Origin of the sequence: Streptomyces sp. NPDC048185, assembly GCF_043202495.1 — a bacterium.
Classification (GTDB): domain Bacteria; phylum Actinomycetota; class Actinomycetes; order Streptomycetales; family Streptomycetaceae; genus Streptomyces.
The window spans coordinates 107002-123763 of the sequence record NZ_JBIDAN010000009.1 but is presented as its reverse complement, the minus strand read 5'-3'; the positions used below and the strand labels follow the sequence as shown (position 1 = coordinate 123763).

Genomic DNA, 16762 nt, shown 5'->3' with positions numbered 1-16762 from the left:
GCAGCTGAACCCAGGGCGTGGGGACTCACCACTCCTCGGCTCGACGCGGTTCGGCCTCCAGCCTCACGCCGACCGCACCGCCCGCGCAGTCCGGCAAGCCCAGACAGGTGAGCCGACACCCGCCGGCCACGTCCACGCCGGCCGACGCCACGCCGATCGGGAGCCCTGCCATGTTCCACGCACCTCCGCTCAGCTCGCCCGGCGGGGCACCCGATTGGATCTGCGACACTGGGGAGGTCATGCCTAAGCCCGGAGAACTCACATTCGTCGCCCCGCGCGGAGCCAAGAAGCCGCCGCGGCATCTCGCCGATCTCACGCCTGCCGAGCGCAAGGAGGCCGTCGCCGCGATCGGTGAGAAGCCGTTCCGTGCGAAGCAGCTCTCGCAGCACTACTTCGCGCGGTACGCGCACGACCCCGAGCAGTGGACCGACATCCCCGCCGGTTCGCGCCAGGGGCTGCGGGAGGCGCTGCTGCCCGAGCTGATGTCGGTCGTCCGGCATCTGTCGACCGACCAGGGCACCACCCGCAAGACGCTGTGGAAGCTGTTCGACGGGACGCTCGTCGAGTCCGTGCTCATGCGCTACCCGGACCGGGTCACCATGTGCATCAGCTCCCAGGCCGGCTGCGGCATGAACTGTCCCTTCTGCGCCACCGGGCAGGCGGGCCTCGACCGGAACCTGTCCACCGCCGAGATCGTGCACCAGATCGTGGACGGCATGCGGGCGCTCCGGGACGGCGAGGTTCCCGGCGGGCCGGCGCGGCTGAGCAACATTGTGTTCATGGGGATGGGCGAGCCCCTCGCCAACTACAACCGTGTCGTGGGGGCCATCCGCCGGCTCACCGACCCCGAGCCCGACGGACTGGGGCTGTCGCAGCGCGGGATCACCGTCTCCACGGTCGGCCTGGTCCCGGCGATCCACCGCTTCGCCGACGAGGGCTTCAAGTGCCGCCTCGCGATCTCCCTGCACGCCCCCGACGACGAGCTGCGCGACACCCTCGTCCCCGTGAACACCCGCTGGCAGGTGCGCGAGGTGCTCGACGCGGGGTTCGAGTACGCGGCGAAGTCCGGACGCCGGCTGTCCATCGAGTACGCGCTGATCCGGGACATCAACGACCAGGCGTGGCGCGGCGACCGGCTCGGGCGGATGCTCAAGGGCAAGCCGGTGCACGTCAACCTCATCCCGCTCAACCCGACGCCGGGCTCGAAGTGGACCGCCTCGCGGCCCGAGGACGAGAAGGCGTTCGTCGCGGCGATCGAGGCGCACGGTGTGCCGGTGACCATCCGGGACACTCGTGGGCAGGAGATCGACGGGGCGTGTGGTCAGCTCGCCGCGAGCGAGCGGTAATCTGACCGGCGTACATCCGCATTTTCAGACATCTTCATATTCCGACAGGGGAGCGCCACAGCGCTGAGAGTGCGGCACCGGCCGCAGACCCTCCGAACCTGGCCCAGGTCATTCTGGGTAGGGAGATCGGTCATCACTCGAGCTGTTGCGCCCTGCCCGGGAACCTCGCCAGGGGTCCCGGGCGGGGCCGCGTCTTCTCCTGGTCACCCAGGAGGAATTCCGTGAGCATCACCAAGAAGGCCAGTGTCCTGGCCGTCGGGCTCGGCCTCGTCGGCGGCCTGGCCGCCTGCGGATCGTCGTCCGACGGCGACGACCAGGGGTCCGGCGGCTCCAGAACCGTGACCCTCGTCAGCCACGACTCGTGGGCCGCGTCCAAGAGCGTCATCGCGGACTTCGAGAAGAGCTCCGGCTACAAGGTCCGGGTCCTCGAGGACGGCGACGCCGGGCAGGCCGTCAACAAGGCCGTCCTCACCAAGGACAATCCGCAGGGCGACGTCTTCTTCGGCGTCGACAACACGCTGCTGTCCCGCGCCCTCGACAACGGCCTGTTCCAGTCGTACGAGCCCAAGGGCTCCGACATGATCCTCCCCGAGTACCGGGTCGACCAGGACAAGCACCGCGTCACGCCCGTCGACACCGGTGACATCTGCGTCAACTACGACAAGGCGTACTTCAGCGAGCACAAGCTGAGCCCGCCCGACTCCCTCGACGACCTCGCCGAGCCCGCGTACAAGAACCTCCTCGTCACCGAGGACGCCGGCAGCTCCTCGCCCGGTCTCGGCTTCCTGCTGGGCACCGCCGCCAAGTACGGCGACGACGGCTGGGAGGCGTACTGGAAGAAGCTGAAGGCCAACGGCGTCAAGGTCGTCGACAGCTGGGAACAGGCGTACAACGAGGAGTTCTCCGGCTCGTCCGGCGGCAAGAAGGCCAAGGGCGACCGCCCGCTCGTCGTCTCCTACGCCTCCTCGCCGCCCGCCGAGGTGATCTACGCCGACCCGAAGCCGGACACCGCGCCCACGGGCGTCGCCACCGGCACCTGCTTCCGCCAGGTCGAGTACGCGGGCCTGCTGAGCAACGCGAAGAACACCGAGGGCGGCAAGGCGCTGCTGGACTTCCTGGTCAGCAAGAAGTTCCAGGACGACATGCCGCTGAACATGTTCGTCTACCCGGTGCGGGAGGCCGCGCAGGTGCCGCCGGAGTTCGTGAAGTACGGGCCGCAGGCGAAGAACCCGCAGACCCTGGACCCGCAGAAGATCGCCGACAACCGTGACCAGTGGGTCAAGTCGTGGACCTCGCTCCTCCTGAAGTGACCGACGCGACCAAGGCCGCCCGCGCCACCGGTGCCCGGCGGCGCGGGAGCGCGGCGCGGCTGGCCCTGATGGCCGGCCCCGTCGCGTTCTTCGCGGTCTTCTTCGCCTACCCCGTCGCCGCGATCGTCGCGCGTGGACTGGAGGTCGACGGAGTCTGGCGGTTCGGGCGGATCGGGGACGTCCTGGCCCAGTCCGACGTCCGGCACGTGCTGTGGTTCACCACCTGGCAGGCGCTCGCCTCCACGGCGCTCACGCTGCTGGTCGCCCTGCCCGGCGCGTATGTCTTCGCCCGCCTCGACTTCCCCGGCAAGCAGGTGCTGCGGGCGGTGGTGACCGTGCCGTTCGTGCTGCCGACGGTCGTGGTGGGCACCGCGTTCCTGGCGCTCGTCGGGCGGGGCGGACTGCTCGACGAGCTGTGGGGCGTACGGCTGGACACCACCGTGTGGGCCATCCTGCTCGCGCACGTCTTCTTCAACTACGCCGTCGTCGTGCGCACCGTCGGCGGGCTGTGGGCCCAGCTCGACCCGCGCCAGGAGGAAGCGGCGCGGATGCTCGGCGCGTCCCCCCTGCGGGCCTGGCGGCGGGTCACCCTGCCGGCGCTCGCGCCCGCCGTGGCCGCCGCCGCGCTGATGGTGTTCCTGTTCACCTTCACCTCCTTCGGCGTCGTCCAGATCCTCGGCGGACCCACCTTCTCCACCCTGGAGGTGGAGATCTACCGGCAGACCTCGCACGTCTTCGACCTGTCCACCGCCGCCGTGCTCACGCTGATCCAGTTCGCGGCGGTCTGCGCCATCCTCGCCGTGCACGCCTGGACGGTCCGGCGGCGCGAGACGGCCCTGCGGCTCGTGGACGCCGCCCGCACCGCACGCCGCCCGCGCGGAGCCGGGCAGTGGGCACTGCTCGCGGGCGTGCTCGTCACCGTCGCCGTCCTCGTCGTGCTGCCGCTCGCCGTGCTGGTCCAGCGCTCGTTCGGGCCCGGCGGCCTCGGGTACTACCGGGCGCTGACCCACGAGGACGGCGGCACCTTCCTCGTCCCGCCGATCGAGGCGGTCGGCAACTCCCTCGAGTACGCCCTCGCCGCCACCGCCGTCGCCGTGGTCGTCGGCGGGCTGGCGGCGGCCGCGCTGACCCGACGGGACGCGGGCCGCCTGGTGCGGGGCTTCGACGCGCTGCTGATGCTGCCGCTCGGCGTGTCCGCCGTGACGGTCGGCTTCGGGTTCCTGATCGCGCTGGACGAGCCGCCGCTGGACCTCAGGTCCTCCTGGATCCTGGTGCCGCTCGCCCAGGCGCTGGTAGGCGTCCCCTTCGTCGTACGGACCATGCTGCCGGTGCTGCGGGCGGTGGACGTGCGGCTGCGCGAGGCGGCGGCGGTGCTCGGGGCGTCACCGTGGCGGGTGTGGCGGGAGGTCGACCTGCCGATGGTGCGGCGGGCGCTGCTGATCGCGGCCGGGTTCGCCTTCGCGGTGTCGCTGGGGGAGTTCGGCGCGACCGTGTTCATCGCGCGGCCCGACAATCCGACGCTGCCGGTCGCCGTGGCCCGGCTGCTGGGGCGGCCCGGTGACATGAACTACGGGCAGGCGATGGCCCTGTCGACGATTCTGATGGTGGTGTGCGCCGTGGCCCTGGTTGTGCTGGAGCGGCTGCGGACCGACCGGAGCGGGGAGTTCTAGCGATGCTGCTGAGTCTGCGGGAGGCGACCGTCCGCTTCGGTGGACGGGCCGTGCTCGACGCCGTCGACCTGGATGTCGCCGAGCACGAGGTCGTGTGCGTGCTGGGACCCAGCGGCAGCGGCAAGTCGACGCTGCTGCGCGCGGTCGCCGGTTTGCAGCGGCTGGACGCCGGGCGGGTGGCGCTGGACGGGCGCGACCAGTCCGGAGTGCCCGCGCACAAGCGCGAGGTGGGGCTGATGTTCCAGGACCACCAGCTGTTCCCGCAGCGGGACGTGGCCGGGAACATCGCCTTCGGGCCGCGGATGCGCGGGGCGTCGCGGTCCCGGCAGGAGCAGGACGTACGGGAGCTGCTGGAGCTGGTCGGGCTGCCGGGTGCCGCCCGCCGGTCCGTCGCCGCGCTCTCCGGCGGTGAGCAGCAGCGGGTCGCGCTCGCCCGCGCCCTCGCGCCCCGGCCCCGGCTGCTGATGCTGGACGAGCCGCTCGGCCAGCTCGACCGCTCGCTGCGGGAGCGGCTGGTGGTGGAACTGCGGGAGTTGTTCAGCCTGTTGGGCACCACCGTGCTCGCCGTGACGCACGACCAGTCGGAGGCCTTCGCGCTGGCCGACCGGGTGGTGGTGATGCGGGACGGCCGGATCGCCCAGGAGGGCACACCGCTCCAGGTGTGGCAGCGGCCTGCGGACGCCTTCGTGGCCCGCTTCCTCGGCTTCGACAACGTGGTCGACGCGACCGTCACCGGCCAGGTCGCGGCCACCCCCTGGGGCAAGGTGCCGGTGCCCGAGGACGCGCCCCAGGGCAGGCGGACCGTGCTGGTGCGGCCCGCCGGGGTCAGGATCGTGGCCGCCGACGCCGGGCTGCGCTGCACGGTCGCCGCCCGCACCTTCCGCGGCACCCATGTCGCCGTCCACCTGCAACCCGGGGACGCGCCGCGCCTGGAGGCGGCGTGCGCGCTGCGGGCGGCTCCCGAGGTCGGGGACACGGTCGGGGTGGAGTTCGACGGGGCGGAAATCGTGGTGCTCGGCTGATCGTCCCGCTCCTAGGATGCGGGGCATGACGCCACTGGCACACGAGCGCTACTGCGACGAGATAGCCCACCAGGTCGGCCAGTTGAGGGGCCTGGTGACCTCGGGCACCGACCTGACCGCCACCGTCCCGACCTGCCCGGACTGGTCGCTGGAGGACCTGGTCCGGCACACGGGCGGGGCGCTGCGCTGGGCGGGTCTGCTGGTGCGCACCCGGGCCCAGGAGAACCTCCCCGACGAAGAGGTGCCGGGCTCCGCCGGTCCCGACGGCCGGGGCGATGCCGCCGCGCTGGACGCCTGGCTGGCGGAGTCGGGCGAGGCGGTCGTCGGCGCGCTGCGCGAGGCCGGGCCGGACGCGAAGGTGTGGACGTGGGGCGGGCGGCACGACGCGGGCTTCTGGGCGCGCCGGATGACGCACGAGGTCACCGTCCACCGCGCGGACGCCGTGCTCACCGCCGGACAGCCCTACCGGGTCGCGCCGGAGGTGGCCGCCGACGCGATCGACGAATGGCTGGAGATCGTGTCGTTCGTGCAGCGGACCGGCACGGACCCCGAGGCGAACGAACTGCGCGGGCCGGGCAGCGCCCTCCATCTGCACGCCACCGATGCGGCCCCGGAGCTGAACGCGGAGTGGCTGATCGAGCTCGGTGAGGACGGCTTCACCTGGCGTCGTGGCCACGAGAAGGCGGCCGTCGCTCTTCGGGGGCCCCTCACGGACGTCCTGCTCGCCTTCTACCGCAGACTCCCGCTGGACGCCCCCGGTCTCGAGGTGCTCGGCGAGCGGGAGTTGCTGGACTTCTGGCTGGAACGGGCCTCGTTCGGCTGACACGGCGGTGGCCCGCCCCCGGCCGGGGACGGGCCACGTTCGCACGGTGCCTACGGGCGTCAGCGGCTGCCGTTCGCCCCGCGACGACGCAGGCCGAAGAAGACCGCGCCGCCACCGACGACGACGAGGGCCGCCGCGATGCCGACGATCATGCCGGTGTTGGAGTTCGCACCGGTCTCGGCGAGGTTGGACTTACCGGCCGCCGGGGACGGGGCGCTGCTCGGCACGGCCGCCGGTGCGGTGCTCTCGCTCGGCGAGGCGGCGGGGGCCGACGGCGTCGGGACCGGAGTCGGCGTCCCGGTCTCCTCGGCCGGGGCGGACGAGCTCTGCGACGGGGTCGGGGACGGTGTGTCCTCGGTCTTGCAGGCGGTCGCCGGGGTCACGAGGTTCGGCTTGATGTCCTCGTCGACGTAGCCGCCGGCCTTGACGTGGATGCGGTACTCGGCGTTCGGCTTCCAGTCCGCGGCGAAGGTGATGGTGCTGCCCTCGCGGGAGCCCTTGACGACCTGCTCGTCGATCTTCTGCGCGTCCCCGCCGTTGTTCTCCAGGTACACGGTGACGGTGGCGGGGATGCCGGCGGGGTCCACGTCGGTGACGGTGATGACTCCCTTGTCGCCGGCGCACGTGGCGGCGGCGGAGAACTCGCCGATGTTGCAGGCGAAGGCGTTGCCGGCGGCACCGATCGCGAGGGCCGCGGTGGCCGAGGCGACGCCGAGGGCGCGGACGCTACGGCGGGACGCCGTGCGGCTGAGTATGGACAGGACTGCCACGTTTTTCCTTTACGGGAAGCGCGGATGCGGGGGGTGGAGAGGGGGGCCGACGTCATCGGCACACCCAGGAGCCTCACTGGTTTATAAGCGGTGCATAAGCAGTGTCAACGCATATGCCTGTCAGGGGCGTTGGCTTTGCCGTCTTATTAACCGCCGAGACGTTTCAGCGCCTCGGGAGCCTCCTCGATCCTGTCCACCAGCGCGATCCGGGCCTCCATGGCGCGCCCCTCGGCCAGCGACGTCAGCAGTGGCCAGGCCGGCAGCGTCCGCGTCCAGTGCGCCCGGTCCACGAGCACCATGGGGGTGGGCTCGCCCCGCGACTCGTAGTAGTTCGGCGTCGCGTTGTCGAAGATCTCCTGGACGGTGCCGGCGGCTCCCGGCAGGAACACCACGCCCGCGGACGAGCGCGCCAGCAGGCCGTCCTCGCGGGTGGCGTTGGCGAAGTACTTGGCGATGTGCGCCGCGAAGGCGTTCGGCGGCTCGTGGCCGTAGAACCACGTCGGGATGCCGACCGAGGAGCCGCCCCCGGGCCAGCGCTCGCGCACCTCGAAGGCGGAGCGCGCCCAGTCGGTGACCGACGGCGTGAACGAGGTGACCTTCGCGAGGATCAGCATCGCGTCGTCCAGCATGCCGTCGCGGAACGGGGCCGCGTACGCACCGAGGTTGGCGGCCTCCATCGCACCCGGACCGCCGCCCGTGGCCACCGTGAACCCGGCGCGGGTCAGTTCGCGCCCCAGACGCGCGGCGCCCGCGTAGGCGTCGGTGCCGCGGGCCATGGCGTGGCCGCCCATCACGCCCACCACCCGTGCTCCGGCGAGGAGTTCGTCGACCGCGTCCGAGACCGCGTCGTCGTGTATCGCGCGCAGCATGGACGCGAACACGTCCCCGTCCGCCTTGGTGTGCTGGAACCAGTCGTAGGCCAGCGCGTCCGGCGTCGCCTCGTAACCGGCGTCGAGGGAGGCGTACAACTCGTCGGGGGAGTAGACGTGTCCGCGGTACGGGTCGAAGGGCAGACCGGGCACGGGCGGGAAGACCAGGGCCCCGGTGGCGCGCACCCGGGCGGCCGCCTCGGGGGTCATCGGGCAGCCGAGGAAGACGGCGCCCGTGAGGTCCGCGGCGAGGAGGGCGTCCGTACGGCCCGTCAGGTCGACCGCTTGGACGCGGTGGTGGGCGAGGGTGCCGTGCGCGGAGACGACCTCGTCGAACTCCGCGAGGGTCTCTATCTCCCGGTCGTGCGAGGCGTGGTGGGACTGTGCCAGGGACGGGGACGGGGACGGGGACGGCGACTGGGGCTGGGCGGGTGTCTGATCCACCCGCCCATGCTAGGTCCGCGTCCCGGTCAGCCCTCGACGACCGCCGGGTCCATCCACATGACCTCCCAGGTGTGGCCGTCGAGGTCGTCGAAGGCCCGGCCGTACATGAAGCCGTGGTCCTGGGTCTCGCCGGAGACCGAACCGCCCGCGGCGACCGCCTTCTCCACCAGCTCGTCGACCTTCTCGCGGCTCTCCGCGCTCAGCGCGATCAGCACCTCGCTGGACCTCGTCGAGTCCACGATCTCCTTCATCGTGAACTGCGCGTACTTCTCCTTGGTCAGCAGCATTGCGACGATCGTGTCGCTGATCACGACCGAGGCGGCGGTCTCGTCGCTGAACTGGGCGTTGATCGTGTAGCCGAGCTCCGTGAAGAACTTCTTCGAGGCGTCGAGGTCGTTCGTCGCCAGGTTCACGAAGATCATCTGCTGGTACATGGGGGCCTCTCCCGTCGGTGCGGTGCTGGTGTCGTGCCGTTCGCGGGGATAGACGGGCGGGACGCGCGGAAATCATCGGCGGTCCGCAGGAAATCTCGCGGGACTTCGTCAGCGGGTCAGGGGCAGTGCGGCCAGGACCGCGACGAGGGCGGTCAGCGGGCCGAACAGGGCGAGCAGTGCGGTGGCCCGTACGGCCGCGGCGGCGCGCAGCATCGACCGGGGCGCGCCCAGCCGCAGCAGGGCGGCGATGGTGTCGGCGCGGGTGAGTCTGGCCTCGACGGCCGCGGTGAACAGGGTGGCCACCGTGGCACCCGCCACGACCAGGGCGCCGAGGATGCCCAGGAGGTGGGAGGCCGGCCCGTCGTCGCCGTACAGCGTCACCGCGCCGTAGAGCGCGGACGCCACGGCGCAGACCACGCCCAAGGGGCGGCCGATGCGGCTCGACTCCTCCATGAGGACGCGCCCGGCGAGCAGGCGCAGGGCACCGGGGCGGGCGGCCTGGAGGACGCGGCCGCAGAGGTGCGTGAGGCCGGGGCCGGCGAGGGCGAGGCCCAGGACGGTCAGGGTCCAGCCGAGGAGGATGCCGGCGTTGGGGGTGGGCTGGGGGTCGGTGGTGTTGCGGGTGTAGGTCTCGACGGCGAGGCCCGCGGCGAGCAGGGTGATGCCCCAGGGCAGCATCGTGGTGCTCGGGCGGGAGAGGCCCGGGGTGGGCCGCCGGGCGTCCGCCGAGGAGTCCGCGGGGTGGGGGGCCTCTGCCTGCGCGTACAGGGTGCCTCCCCCCGAGGGGGCGCCCCCGGCGCCAGCCTGTGCCGCCCCGGCGCCCGCCTGTGCCGCCCCGGCGGCACGGCTGCCCACGGGCTCGGCGGGTCGCGTGAGGTACGCGCCCGCGGGCGCGGCGGTGCGGACGTCGGCAGCGGCGGTGGCCGCGGCTGCCGGGGCGGCGATCGCCGTGTCGGACGTCGTCCGCCTCGGGGCGAGGCGGGCGCCGAAGCGGCCGTAGGCGCCGAAGGTCTCGCGGGCCGCGCCCCAGCCGTACGCGCCGAAGCGGCCGTAGCCGCGCGTACCCGTGGCCCGGGCCGGCCGCGTCTCGCGGGGGCGGAGGGACAGGGCCACCGCGGCGGACGCGGTCGCCGGGAGCAGCGTCAGCAGGGTCACGGCCGCCGGGAAGGGGAGGGGCAGGCCGACGGCGAGGGAGTCGGCCGCGGCACCGTCGAAGGGCATGGCGGTCAGGTCGCCGCGCAGGTGGAGGAAGGCGAGCAGGGCCACCAGCGAGCCGATCGCACCCGCCAGGGCCGTGGTCGTCGCGGAGACCGCCATCAGCCGGCCGGGGCCGAGGCCGATCGCCGACAGGCCGGGGCGGGGCCGGGTGCCCGGGTCGGTACGGGCCACGGCGACGGCGAAGTACACGGTGGCGGCGAGGGGGGCCGCGCACCAGGCGAGGCGGAGGGCGGAGGCTCCGGGCGTGCCCGGGTGGCCGATCGCGTGGCCGAGGGCGCACAGCAGCAGGAAACCCGTGCCCGCCGAGAACACCGCGACCAGCAGGCGGCGCAGCTGGACGGCGAACCGGGCGCGGCGGGTCAGACGGAGAGCGAGCACGCTGCCCGGCCTTCCGTCGCGGCGCCCCCCGAGGCCGCCGTGGTCCCGGACACCGGCGGCAGGTGCACGGTCTTCACCTGTCGGCCGTCCAGCAGCGAGACCGTGCGGTCGGCGAGCGCGGCGGTCTGCGCGTCGTGCGTGGCGAGGACGACGGTGATGCTGTGGGAGCGGGCCGCCGTGGTCAGTGTCCGCAGCACATGGGCGCGGTCGGCACGGTGCAGGGGCGCCGTGGGCTCGTCGGCGAACAGGACCGAGGGGGCGACGGCCAGCGCGCGGGCGATGCAGACACGCTGCCGCTCGGCCTGCTGGAGTTCGGCCGGGCGCCGGCGGGAAGCGCCGCCGACGTCGAGGCGCTCCAGCCACTCCAGGGCGGTCGTCTTCGCCCGGCGCCGGCCGGTGCCGCGCAGCATCAGGGGCAGGGCGGTGTTCTCCCAGACGCTGAGCTCCGGCACGAGCACGGGGGAGGGGTCGATCCAGGCGAAGCGGTCGCGGCGCAGCCGTTCGCGGCCGATCGGGCCCATGGTGTGCACCGGCACGCTGTTGAACCAGACCTCGCCGTCCTGCGCCCGCAGCAGCCCGGACAGACACCGCAGCAGCGTCGTCTTGCCGCTGCCGCGCGGGCCGCTGACGGCGAGGATCTCGCCCTCCCGGACGCCGAGCGAGACGCCCTGCAACGCGGGCGAGCCGTCGTGGTGCTGGAAGTGCAGGGCGCGGGCCCAGAGCACGTCGTTGTCCGGCGGAGCCTCCATGGGCGTACACCTCGGTTCTGATCCGTTTTCCCCGTCGTTCCCCCGTCCGGGTGAACGAAGGCGGGGCCGATCGGTCACGAGGCACCGTAGGCAGTCACCGGCGCGCGGCCGGACAGCACGCGGCCCCGGGCCGCCGTTTCTCACTCGAACGGACGGCACCGGGGCCGGTGATGATCATCCGGAAGGATGATCGGAGCGCCGCGGGATCAGAGCTTCGTCCACGCCTCCGTCAGGGTGGCGCGCAGGATCTGCTCGATCTCGTCGAAGGTCTCCTGGTTGGAGATCAGCGGCGGGGCGAGCTGGATGACCGGGTCGCCGCGGTCGTCGGCACGGCAGTACAGGCCGTTGTCGAAGAGCGCCTTCGACAGGAAGCCGTACAGGATCCGCTCGGTCTCCTCGTCGTTGAACGACTCCTTGGTGTTCTTGTCCTTGACCAGCTCGATGCCGTAGAAGAAGCCGTTGCCGCGGACGTCGCCGACGATCGGCAGGTCGAGGAGCTTCTCCAGGGTGGCGCGGAAGTTGCCCTCGTTGTCGAGGACGTGCTGGTTGAGGCCCTCGCGCTCGAACAGGTCGAGGTTGGCGAGGCCGACCGCGGCGGAGACCGGGTGCCCGCCGAAGGTGTAGCCGTGCAGGAAGGTGTTGTCGCCCTTGTAGAACGGCTCGGCCAGGCGGTCGGAGACGATGCAGGCGCCGATCGGGGAGTAGCCCGAGGTCATGCCCTTGGCGCAGGTGATCATGTCCGGGACGTAGCCGAACTTGTCGCAGGCGAAGGTCGTGCCGAGGCGGCCGAAGGCGCAGATGACCTCGTCCGAGACGAGCAGGACGTCGTACTGGTCGCAGATCTCGCGCACGCGCTGGAAGTAGCCGGGCGGGGGCGGGAAGCAGCCGCCGGCGTTCTGCACGGGCTCCAGGAAGACGGCCGCGACCGTCTCCGGGCCCTCGAAGAGGATCTGCTGCTCGATCTGGTCGGCGGCCCAGCGGCCGAAGGCCTCGGGGTCGTCGCCGAACAGCGGGGCGCGGTAGATGTTGGTGTTCGGCACCTTGTGCGCGCCGGGCACGAGCGGCTCGAAGGGGGCCTTCAGGCCGGGCAGGCCGGTGATGGACAGGGCGCCCTGCGGGGTGCCGTGGTAGGCGACCGCGCGGGAGATGACCTTGTACTTGGTCGGCTTGCCGGTCAGCTTGAAGTACTGCTTGGCGAGCTTCCAGGCGGTCTCGACCGCCTCGCCGCCGCCGGTGGTGAAGAAGACCTTGTTGAGGTCGCCGGGGGCCTCGTTCGCCAGGCGCTCGGCCAGCTCGACGGCCTTCGGGTGGGCGTAGGACCAGACCGGGAAGAAGGCGAGCTCCTGCGCCTGCTTCATGGCGGTCTCGGCCAGCTCCTGGCGGCCGTGTCCGGCCTGGACCACGAACAGGCCGGCGAGGCCGTCGAGGTAGCGCTTGCCCTTGTCGTCGTAGATGTGGGTGCCCTCACCGCGGACGATGGTGGGGACGGGTGCGTTCTCGTACGACGACATGCGGGTGAAGTGCATCCACAGATGGTCGTACGCGGTCCTGCTGAGGTCCTTGGGGCTGTCGGTGCTCACGATTATCGGGTTCCCCACATATAGGTCTGCTTCTTGAGCTTGAGGTAGACGAAGCTCTCGGTGGAGCGCACTCCGGGGACGGCCCGGATGCGTCGGTTGATGACCTCGAGGAGGTGGTCGTCGTCCTCGCAGACGACCTCCACCATCAGGTCGAAGGAGCCCGCGGTCATCACCACGTACTCGCATTCCGGCATGGCCGCCAGCGCGTCGGCGACGGACTCCACGTCGCCCTCGACGTTGACACCGACCATCGCCTGCCGGCGGAAGCCCACGGTGAGCGGGTCCGTGACGGCGACGATCTGCATCACGCCCTGGTCGAGCAGCTTCTGGACGCGCTGGCGCACGGCCGCCTCGGACAGGCCGACGGCCTTGCCGATCGCGGCGTACGGCCTGCGGCCGTCCTCCTGGAGCTGTTCGATGATGGCGAGGGAGACGGCGTCCAACTGGGGTCCGCCGTTCCTGGACTCGCGGGAGTCCTTCGGGTCTGCGCTTCGACTGGCCACGCCTTCACTGTGCACGAGGTATCGACAGTTTTGCAAGGCGGGATCGATGAAATTCGTTGTCTAGGTGCTCTGAGTGTGCGGATTTCGCAATGCGGAGGGCGCCGGGGGTGTTGAAAACGTCGGCTCTGCGTCTAGGGTGGGTGTCTCAGTGTTTGGACATCGGCACAGTCCGAGCAGAGAGACCCGAAGTAGACACCGAACTTGGAGGGCCGGCAGTGAGCACCGAGCTGGGACGGCTGCGCAAGCTCCGCAACTACGTCGACGGTGAGTTCCGGGACGCCGCCGACGGACGGACCACCGAGGTGGTCAACCCCGCAACGGGCGAGGCGTACGCGACCGCCCCCCTGTCCGGGCAGGCGGACGTGGACGCCGCCATGGCGGCCGCCGCCGCGGCCTTCCCGGCCTGGCGCGACACCACCCCGGCCGAGCGGCAGAAGGCCCTCCTCAAGATCGCGGACGCGTTCGAGGAGCGGGCCGAGGAACTGATCGCCGCGGAGGTGGAGAACACGGGCAAGCCCATCGGGCTGACCCGCTCCGAGGAGATCCCGCCGATGGTCGACCAGATCCGCTTCTTCGCGGGCGCGGCCCGGATGCTGGAGGGCCGCTCGGCCGGCGAGTACATGGAGGGCCTGACCTCCATGATCCGCCGCGAGCCGATCGGCGTCTGCGCGCAGGTCGCGCCGTGGAACTACCCGATGATGATGGCCGTGTGGAAGTTCGCCCCGGCGCTCGCCGCGGGCAACACGGTCGTCCTCAAGCCCTCGGACACCACCCCCGCCTCCACGGTCCTGATGGCCGACATCATCGGCTCGATCGTGCCCAAGGGCGTCTTCAACGTCGTCTGCGGCGACCGCGACACCGGCCGCCTGATGGTCGAGCACGAGACCCCGGCGATGGCGTCCATCACCGGCTCCGTGCGGGCCGGCATGTCGGTCGCCGAGTCCGCCTCCAAGGACCTCAAGCGGGTCCACCTGGAGCTGGGCGGCAAGGCGCCGGTCGTGGTCTTCGAGGACACCGACATCCCCAAGGCCGTCGCGGGCATCTCGGAGGCCGGCTACTTCAACGCCGGCCAGGACTGCACCGCGGCCACCCGTGTGCTGGTCCACGAGTCGATCCACGACGAGTTCGTGAGCGCCCTCGCCAAGGCCGCCTCCGAGATCAAGACCGGGCAGCCCGACGACGAGGACGTCCTCTACGGCCCCCTCAACAACCCGAACCAGCTCAAGCAGGTCGCCGGGTTCGTCGAGCGCCTGCCGGCCCACGCCAAGGTCGAGGCCGGCGGCCACCAGGTCGGCGACAAGGGCTACTTCTACGCCCCGACCGTCGTCTCGGGCCTCAAGCAGGACGACGAGATCATCCAGAAGGAGGTCTTCGGCCCGGTCATCACCGTCCAGTCCTTCCGCGACGAGGACCAGGCCGTGGAGTGGGCCAACGGCGTCGAGTACGCGCTGGCCTCCTCCGTGTGGACCAAGGACCACGGCCGCGCCATGCGGATGTCCAAGAAGCTCGACTTCGGCTGTGTGTGGATCAACACCCACATCCCGCTGGTCGCCGAGATGCCCCACGGCGGCTTCAAGAAGTCCGGCTACGGCAAGGACCTGTCGGGCTACGGCTTCGAGGACTACACGCGGATCAAGCACGTGATGACGTCGCTGGACGCGTGACGGACCCCGCTCGCGCGCGGCCCCGGACGGGATCTCCCGTCCGGGGCCGCGGTGCGTGAACCGTGAACTCCCGCCGCTCGACAGGGTGTCGGGCCTGGACCACGCCGCTCGACGCAGCGTCGATTGTCCGTCCGGCGGCCGGCGCGGCAAGCTGCGGCCATGCCCCTCCTTCCGAAGACGCCCTCGCTCTCCCGCCGGAACCTGCTGCTCGGCCTGGGCGGCTCCGCGCTCTCCGTCGCGCTGGCCGGCTGCGGCGTCCCGGCCGCGTACGTCGCGCCGGGCGACCGTGGAGCGGCCGACCGCTCCGCCTCCGAACGACGGCTCACCTGGGCGAACTGGCCGCTCTACATCGACACGGACGACGAGCACCCGAGCCGGCGGCCCACGCTGGAGGGGTTCGAGAAGCGGACCGGCATCTCCGTCGACTACATCGAGGAGATCAACGACAACGACGAGTTCTTCGGCAAGATCAGCCCGTCCCTGATGAACCACCAGCCCACCGACCGCGACCTGATCGTCATCAGCGACTGGATGTGCGGCCGGTTCGTCCGGCTCGGCTGGGTGCAGGAGATGGACCGCTCCCGGCAGCCGAACGTCGCGAAGTACCTGGACCCGCTGCTGCGTTCGCCCGCCTTCGACCCGGGCCGGAAGTTCACCGTGCCGTGGCAGTCGGGCATCACCGGCATCGCGTACAACCGCCGCAGGCTCGGCAGGGAGATCCACCACGTGTCCGACCTGTGGGCCGACGACCTGAAGGGCCGGGTCACCCTGCTCTCCGGGCTCGACGAGGCGTTCGCGCTGCTGATGCTCGGCAACGGCGTGGACATCACCGGCTGGACGGCGGACGACTTCCACACGGTCTGCGACCAGGTCGAGAAGCAGGTGGGCAGGGGCCAGATCCGCCGCTTCACCGGCAACGACTACATCAAGGACCTGTCCAGCGGCGACGTCCTGGCCTGTCAGGCCTACTCCGGCGACGTGATCCAGCTCCAGGCGGACGACCCGGACATCGAGTTCGTCGTCCCCGAGGAGGGCGCCGAACTCTGGGCCGAGTCCCTCATGATCCCCGACCTGGCCGGACACAAGGCCAACGCCGAGCGGCTGATCGACCACTACTACCAGCCCGAGGTCGCCGCCGAACTCGCCGCCTGGGTCAACTACGTCTGTCCCGTCCCCGCCGCGCGGGACGTGCTCGCCTCCAGCGACGACGAGGAGACCGCCGCCCTGGCCGAGGACCCGCTGATCTTCCCGGACGCGGCGATGAGGCAGCGGCTGGCGATCGCCAAGGACATCCCGTCGGACCGGCGTGCGGAGTTCGCGAAGCGGTGGAACGGGATCGTGGGGGTGTAGCAGACTGACCCGCGTGAGTAATTCATCGCGTGAGGAAATGGTCGGTGGCGCGGTCACGCTGGGGCTGCTCGCCGCCTGGGCGCTGCACGACGCCGAGGAACTGGCGGCCATGCCCGGCTGGTGGCGGCGCAACCTGCCCGCGCTGCGCGAGCGGTACCCGGCCGTGCCGGAGGCGGTGTGGCGGCGGGTCGGGTCGGTGGAGCCGCGGGAGTTCGCGGCCGCGGTGGGGGTGATGGCCGTGATCGTGACCGCCGCGTCCGCCGCGGGACACGCGACCGGCGGCAGGTCCGCCGCCTACCAGACCGCGCTCAACGCCTTCGGCCTGCACGGCCTGGTCCACCTCGCGCAGGCGGGACTCGCCCGCGGCTACACGCCCGGCTCGGCGACCTCGCCCCTGCTCGTCGTCCCGTTCACCCTCTGGGCCCGCCGGAGGCTGCGCCGCGCCGGCGTGCTGCGCACCACGCGCCCGCGCGACCTCGCCCTGGGGCTCGGCCTGGCGGGCGCGGCGACCGTGGTGTCGCACACGGTGGCGCGGCGGGTGACGGGGGCCTGAAGCGGCTGACGGGTTCAGCCGAGCGCCGCCGCCGCGATCCCGTCGAGGACCGGGTTGGCCTCCGCGCTCTTGGCGTCCG

The 16762-nt window shown here is 71.9% G+C and carries 16 protein-coding genes and 1 riboswitch; of the genes, 8 read left to right on the top strand and 8 right to left on the bottom strand.

Annotation, left to right across the window (positions count from 1 at the left end):
* Nucleotides 1-25: 25 nt before the first annotated feature.
* A complete protein-coding gene (locus ACGF3H_RS25355; protein WP_362489219.1) occupies nt 26-172 on the bottom strand; it encodes a hypothetical protein in 147 nt (48 codons plus the stop codon).
* A gap of 67 nt (nt 173-239) precedes the next feature.
* Here ACGF3H_RS25355 and rlmN point away from each other — a divergent pair, with 67 nt between their 5' ends.
* The 5 genes from rlmN to ACGF3H_RS25330 all read left to right on the top strand — a co-directional run bounded on the left by rlmN (nt 240) and on the right by ACGF3H_RS25330 (nt 6171).
* Entirely contained in the window at nt 240-1346 is a 1107-nt protein-coding gene (rlmN, locus tag ACGF3H_RS25350) for a 23S rRNA (adenine(2503)-C(2))-methyltransferase RlmN (RefSeq protein ID WP_362489221.1), read from the top strand.
* Between the two features lie 36 nt (nt 1347-1382).
* Nucleotides 1383-1488: riboswitch (TPP riboswitch) on the top strand.
* A gap of 79 nt (nt 1489-1567) precedes the next feature.
* Nucleotides 1568-2656, top strand: a complete 1089-nt coding sequence (locus tag ACGF3H_RS25345) for a thiamine ABC transporter substrate-binding protein (protein ID WP_362489223.1) — start codon at nt 1568-1570, stop codon at nt 2654-2656.
* Nucleotides 2657-2724: 68 nt separating this feature from the next.
* Nucleotides 2725-4326: an iron ABC transporter permease gene (locus tag ACGF3H_RS25340; RefSeq protein ID WP_362489304.1), complete on the top strand. Its 1602-nt coding sequence runs from the start codon at nt 2725-2727 to the stop codon at nt 4324-4326.
* A 2-nt stretch (nt 4327-4328) separates the two neighbouring features.
* Complete coding sequence (locus ACGF3H_RS25335) at nt 4329-5348, top strand: ABC transporter ATP-binding protein (RefSeq protein WP_362489225.1); 1020 nt, start codon at nt 4329-4331, stop codon at nt 5346-5348.
* 25 nt (nt 5349-5373) lie between these two features.
* Nucleotides 5374-6171 (top strand): maleylpyruvate isomerase family mycothiol-dependent enzyme, encoded by a 798-nt coding sequence (locus ACGF3H_RS25330; RefSeq protein WP_362489227.1) that lies wholly within the window; start codon nt 5374-5376, stop codon nt 6169-6171.
* A 59-nt stretch (nt 6172-6230) separates the two neighbouring features.
* Here the strand turns inward: ACGF3H_RS25330 and ACGF3H_RS25325 are convergent, their stop codons facing one another.
* The 7 genes from ACGF3H_RS25325 to ACGF3H_RS25295 form a co-directional block, all read right to left on the bottom strand.
* Entirely contained in the window at nt 6231-6941 is a 711-nt protein-coding gene (locus tag ACGF3H_RS25325) for an LAETG motif-containing sortase-dependent surface protein (protein WP_362489229.1), read from the bottom strand.
* A 146-nt stretch (nt 6942-7087) separates the two neighbouring features.
* On the bottom strand, nt 7088-8200 hold the full coding sequence (locus tag ACGF3H_RS25320; protein ID WP_362489305.1) for an LOG family protein: 1113 nt from the start codon (nt 8198-8200) through the stop codon (nt 7088-7090).
* Nucleotides 8201-8280: 80 nt separating this feature from the next.
* Nucleotides 8281-8688: a VOC family protein gene (locus ACGF3H_RS25315; RefSeq protein ID WP_362489231.1), complete on the bottom strand. Its 408-nt coding sequence runs from the start codon at nt 8686-8688 to the stop codon at nt 8281-8283.
* 108 nt (nt 8689-8796) lie between these two features.
* Nucleotides 8797-10284, bottom strand: a complete 1488-nt coding sequence (locus tag ACGF3H_RS25310; protein WP_362489233.1) for a hypothetical protein — start codon at nt 10282-10284, stop codon at nt 8797-8799.
* Nucleotides 10266-11033, bottom strand: a complete 768-nt coding sequence (locus ACGF3H_RS25305; protein WP_362489235.1) for an ATP-binding cassette domain-containing protein — start codon at nt 11031-11033, stop codon at nt 10266-10268. Before ACGF3H_RS25305 ends, ACGF3H_RS25310 begins: the two co-directional genes overlap by 19 nt.
* Before the next feature lie 206 nt (nt 11034-11239).
* Nucleotides 11240-12613 carry an aspartate aminotransferase family protein gene (locus tag ACGF3H_RS25300; RefSeq protein ID WP_362489237.1) on the bottom strand — a complete coding sequence of 458 codons (1374 nt, stop codon included), beginning with the start codon at nt 12611-12613 and terminating at the stop codon, nt 11240-11242.
* A 2-nt stretch (nt 12614-12615) separates the two neighbouring features.
* Complete coding sequence (locus tag ACGF3H_RS25295; RefSeq protein WP_362489239.1) at nt 12616-13131, bottom strand: Lrp/AsnC family transcriptional regulator; 516 nt, start codon at nt 13129-13131, stop codon at nt 12616-12618.
* Between the two features lie 200 nt (nt 13132-13331).
* On the opposite strand from ACGF3H_RS25295, the gene ACGF3H_RS25290 reads away from it, so the two are divergent.
* The 3 genes from ACGF3H_RS25290 to ACGF3H_RS25280 all read left to right on the top strand — a co-directional run bounded on the left by ACGF3H_RS25290 (nt 13332) and on the right by ACGF3H_RS25280 (nt 16683).
* The gene (locus ACGF3H_RS25290; RefSeq protein ID WP_362489241.1) at nt 13332-14780 is read left to right on the top strand and encodes a gamma-aminobutyraldehyde dehydrogenase; all 1449 of its coding nucleotides are present in this window, start codon (nt 13332-13334) and stop codon (nt 14778-14780) included.
* A 159-nt stretch (nt 14781-14939) separates the two neighbouring features.
* On the top strand, nt 14940-16130 hold the full coding sequence (locus ACGF3H_RS25285; protein ID WP_362489243.1) for a spermidine/putrescine ABC transporter substrate-binding protein: 1191 nt from the start codon (nt 14940-14942) through the stop codon (nt 16128-16130).
* Between the two features lie 13 nt (nt 16131-16143).
* Complete coding sequence (locus tag ACGF3H_RS25280) at nt 16144-16683, top strand: HXXEE domain-containing protein (RefSeq protein ID WP_362489245.1); 540 nt, start codon at nt 16144-16146, stop codon at nt 16681-16683.
* Nucleotides 16684-16762 lie beyond the last annotated feature (79 nt).

Excerpts from the sequence above, each read along its gene's own strand:
- ACGF3H_RS25355 (WP_362489219.1), bottom strand. The coding sequence starts at position 172 with ATGGCAGGGCTCCCGATCGGCGTGGCGTCGGCCGGCGTGGACGTGGCC.
- rlmN (WP_362489221.1), top strand. The coding sequence starts at position 240 with ATGCCTAAGCCCGGAGAACTCACATTCGTCGCCCCGCGCGGAGCCAAG.
- ACGF3H_RS25340 (WP_362489304.1), top strand. The coding sequence starts at position 2,725 with ATGGCCGGCCCCGTCGCGTTCTTCGCGGTCTTCTTCGCCTACCCCGTC.
- ACGF3H_RS25335 (WP_362489225.1), top strand. The coding sequence starts at position 4,329 with ATGCTGCTGAGTCTGCGGGAGGCGACCGTCCGCTTCGGTGGACGGGCC.
- ACGF3H_RS25330 (WP_362489227.1), top strand. The coding sequence starts at position 5,374 with ATGACGCCACTGGCACACGAGCGCTACTGCGACGAGATAGCCCACCAG.
- ACGF3H_RS25315 (WP_362489231.1), bottom strand. The coding sequence starts at position 8,688 with ATGTACCAGCAGATGATCTTCGTGAACCTGGCGACGAACGACCTCGAC.
- ACGF3H_RS25305 (WP_362489235.1), bottom strand. The coding sequence starts at position 11,033 with ATGGAGGCTCCGCCGGACAACGACGTGCTCTGGGCCCGCGCCCTGCAC.
- ACGF3H_RS25285 (WP_362489243.1), top strand. The coding sequence starts at position 14,940 with ATGCCCCTCCTTCCGAAGACGCCCTCGCTCTCCCGCCGGAACCTGCTG.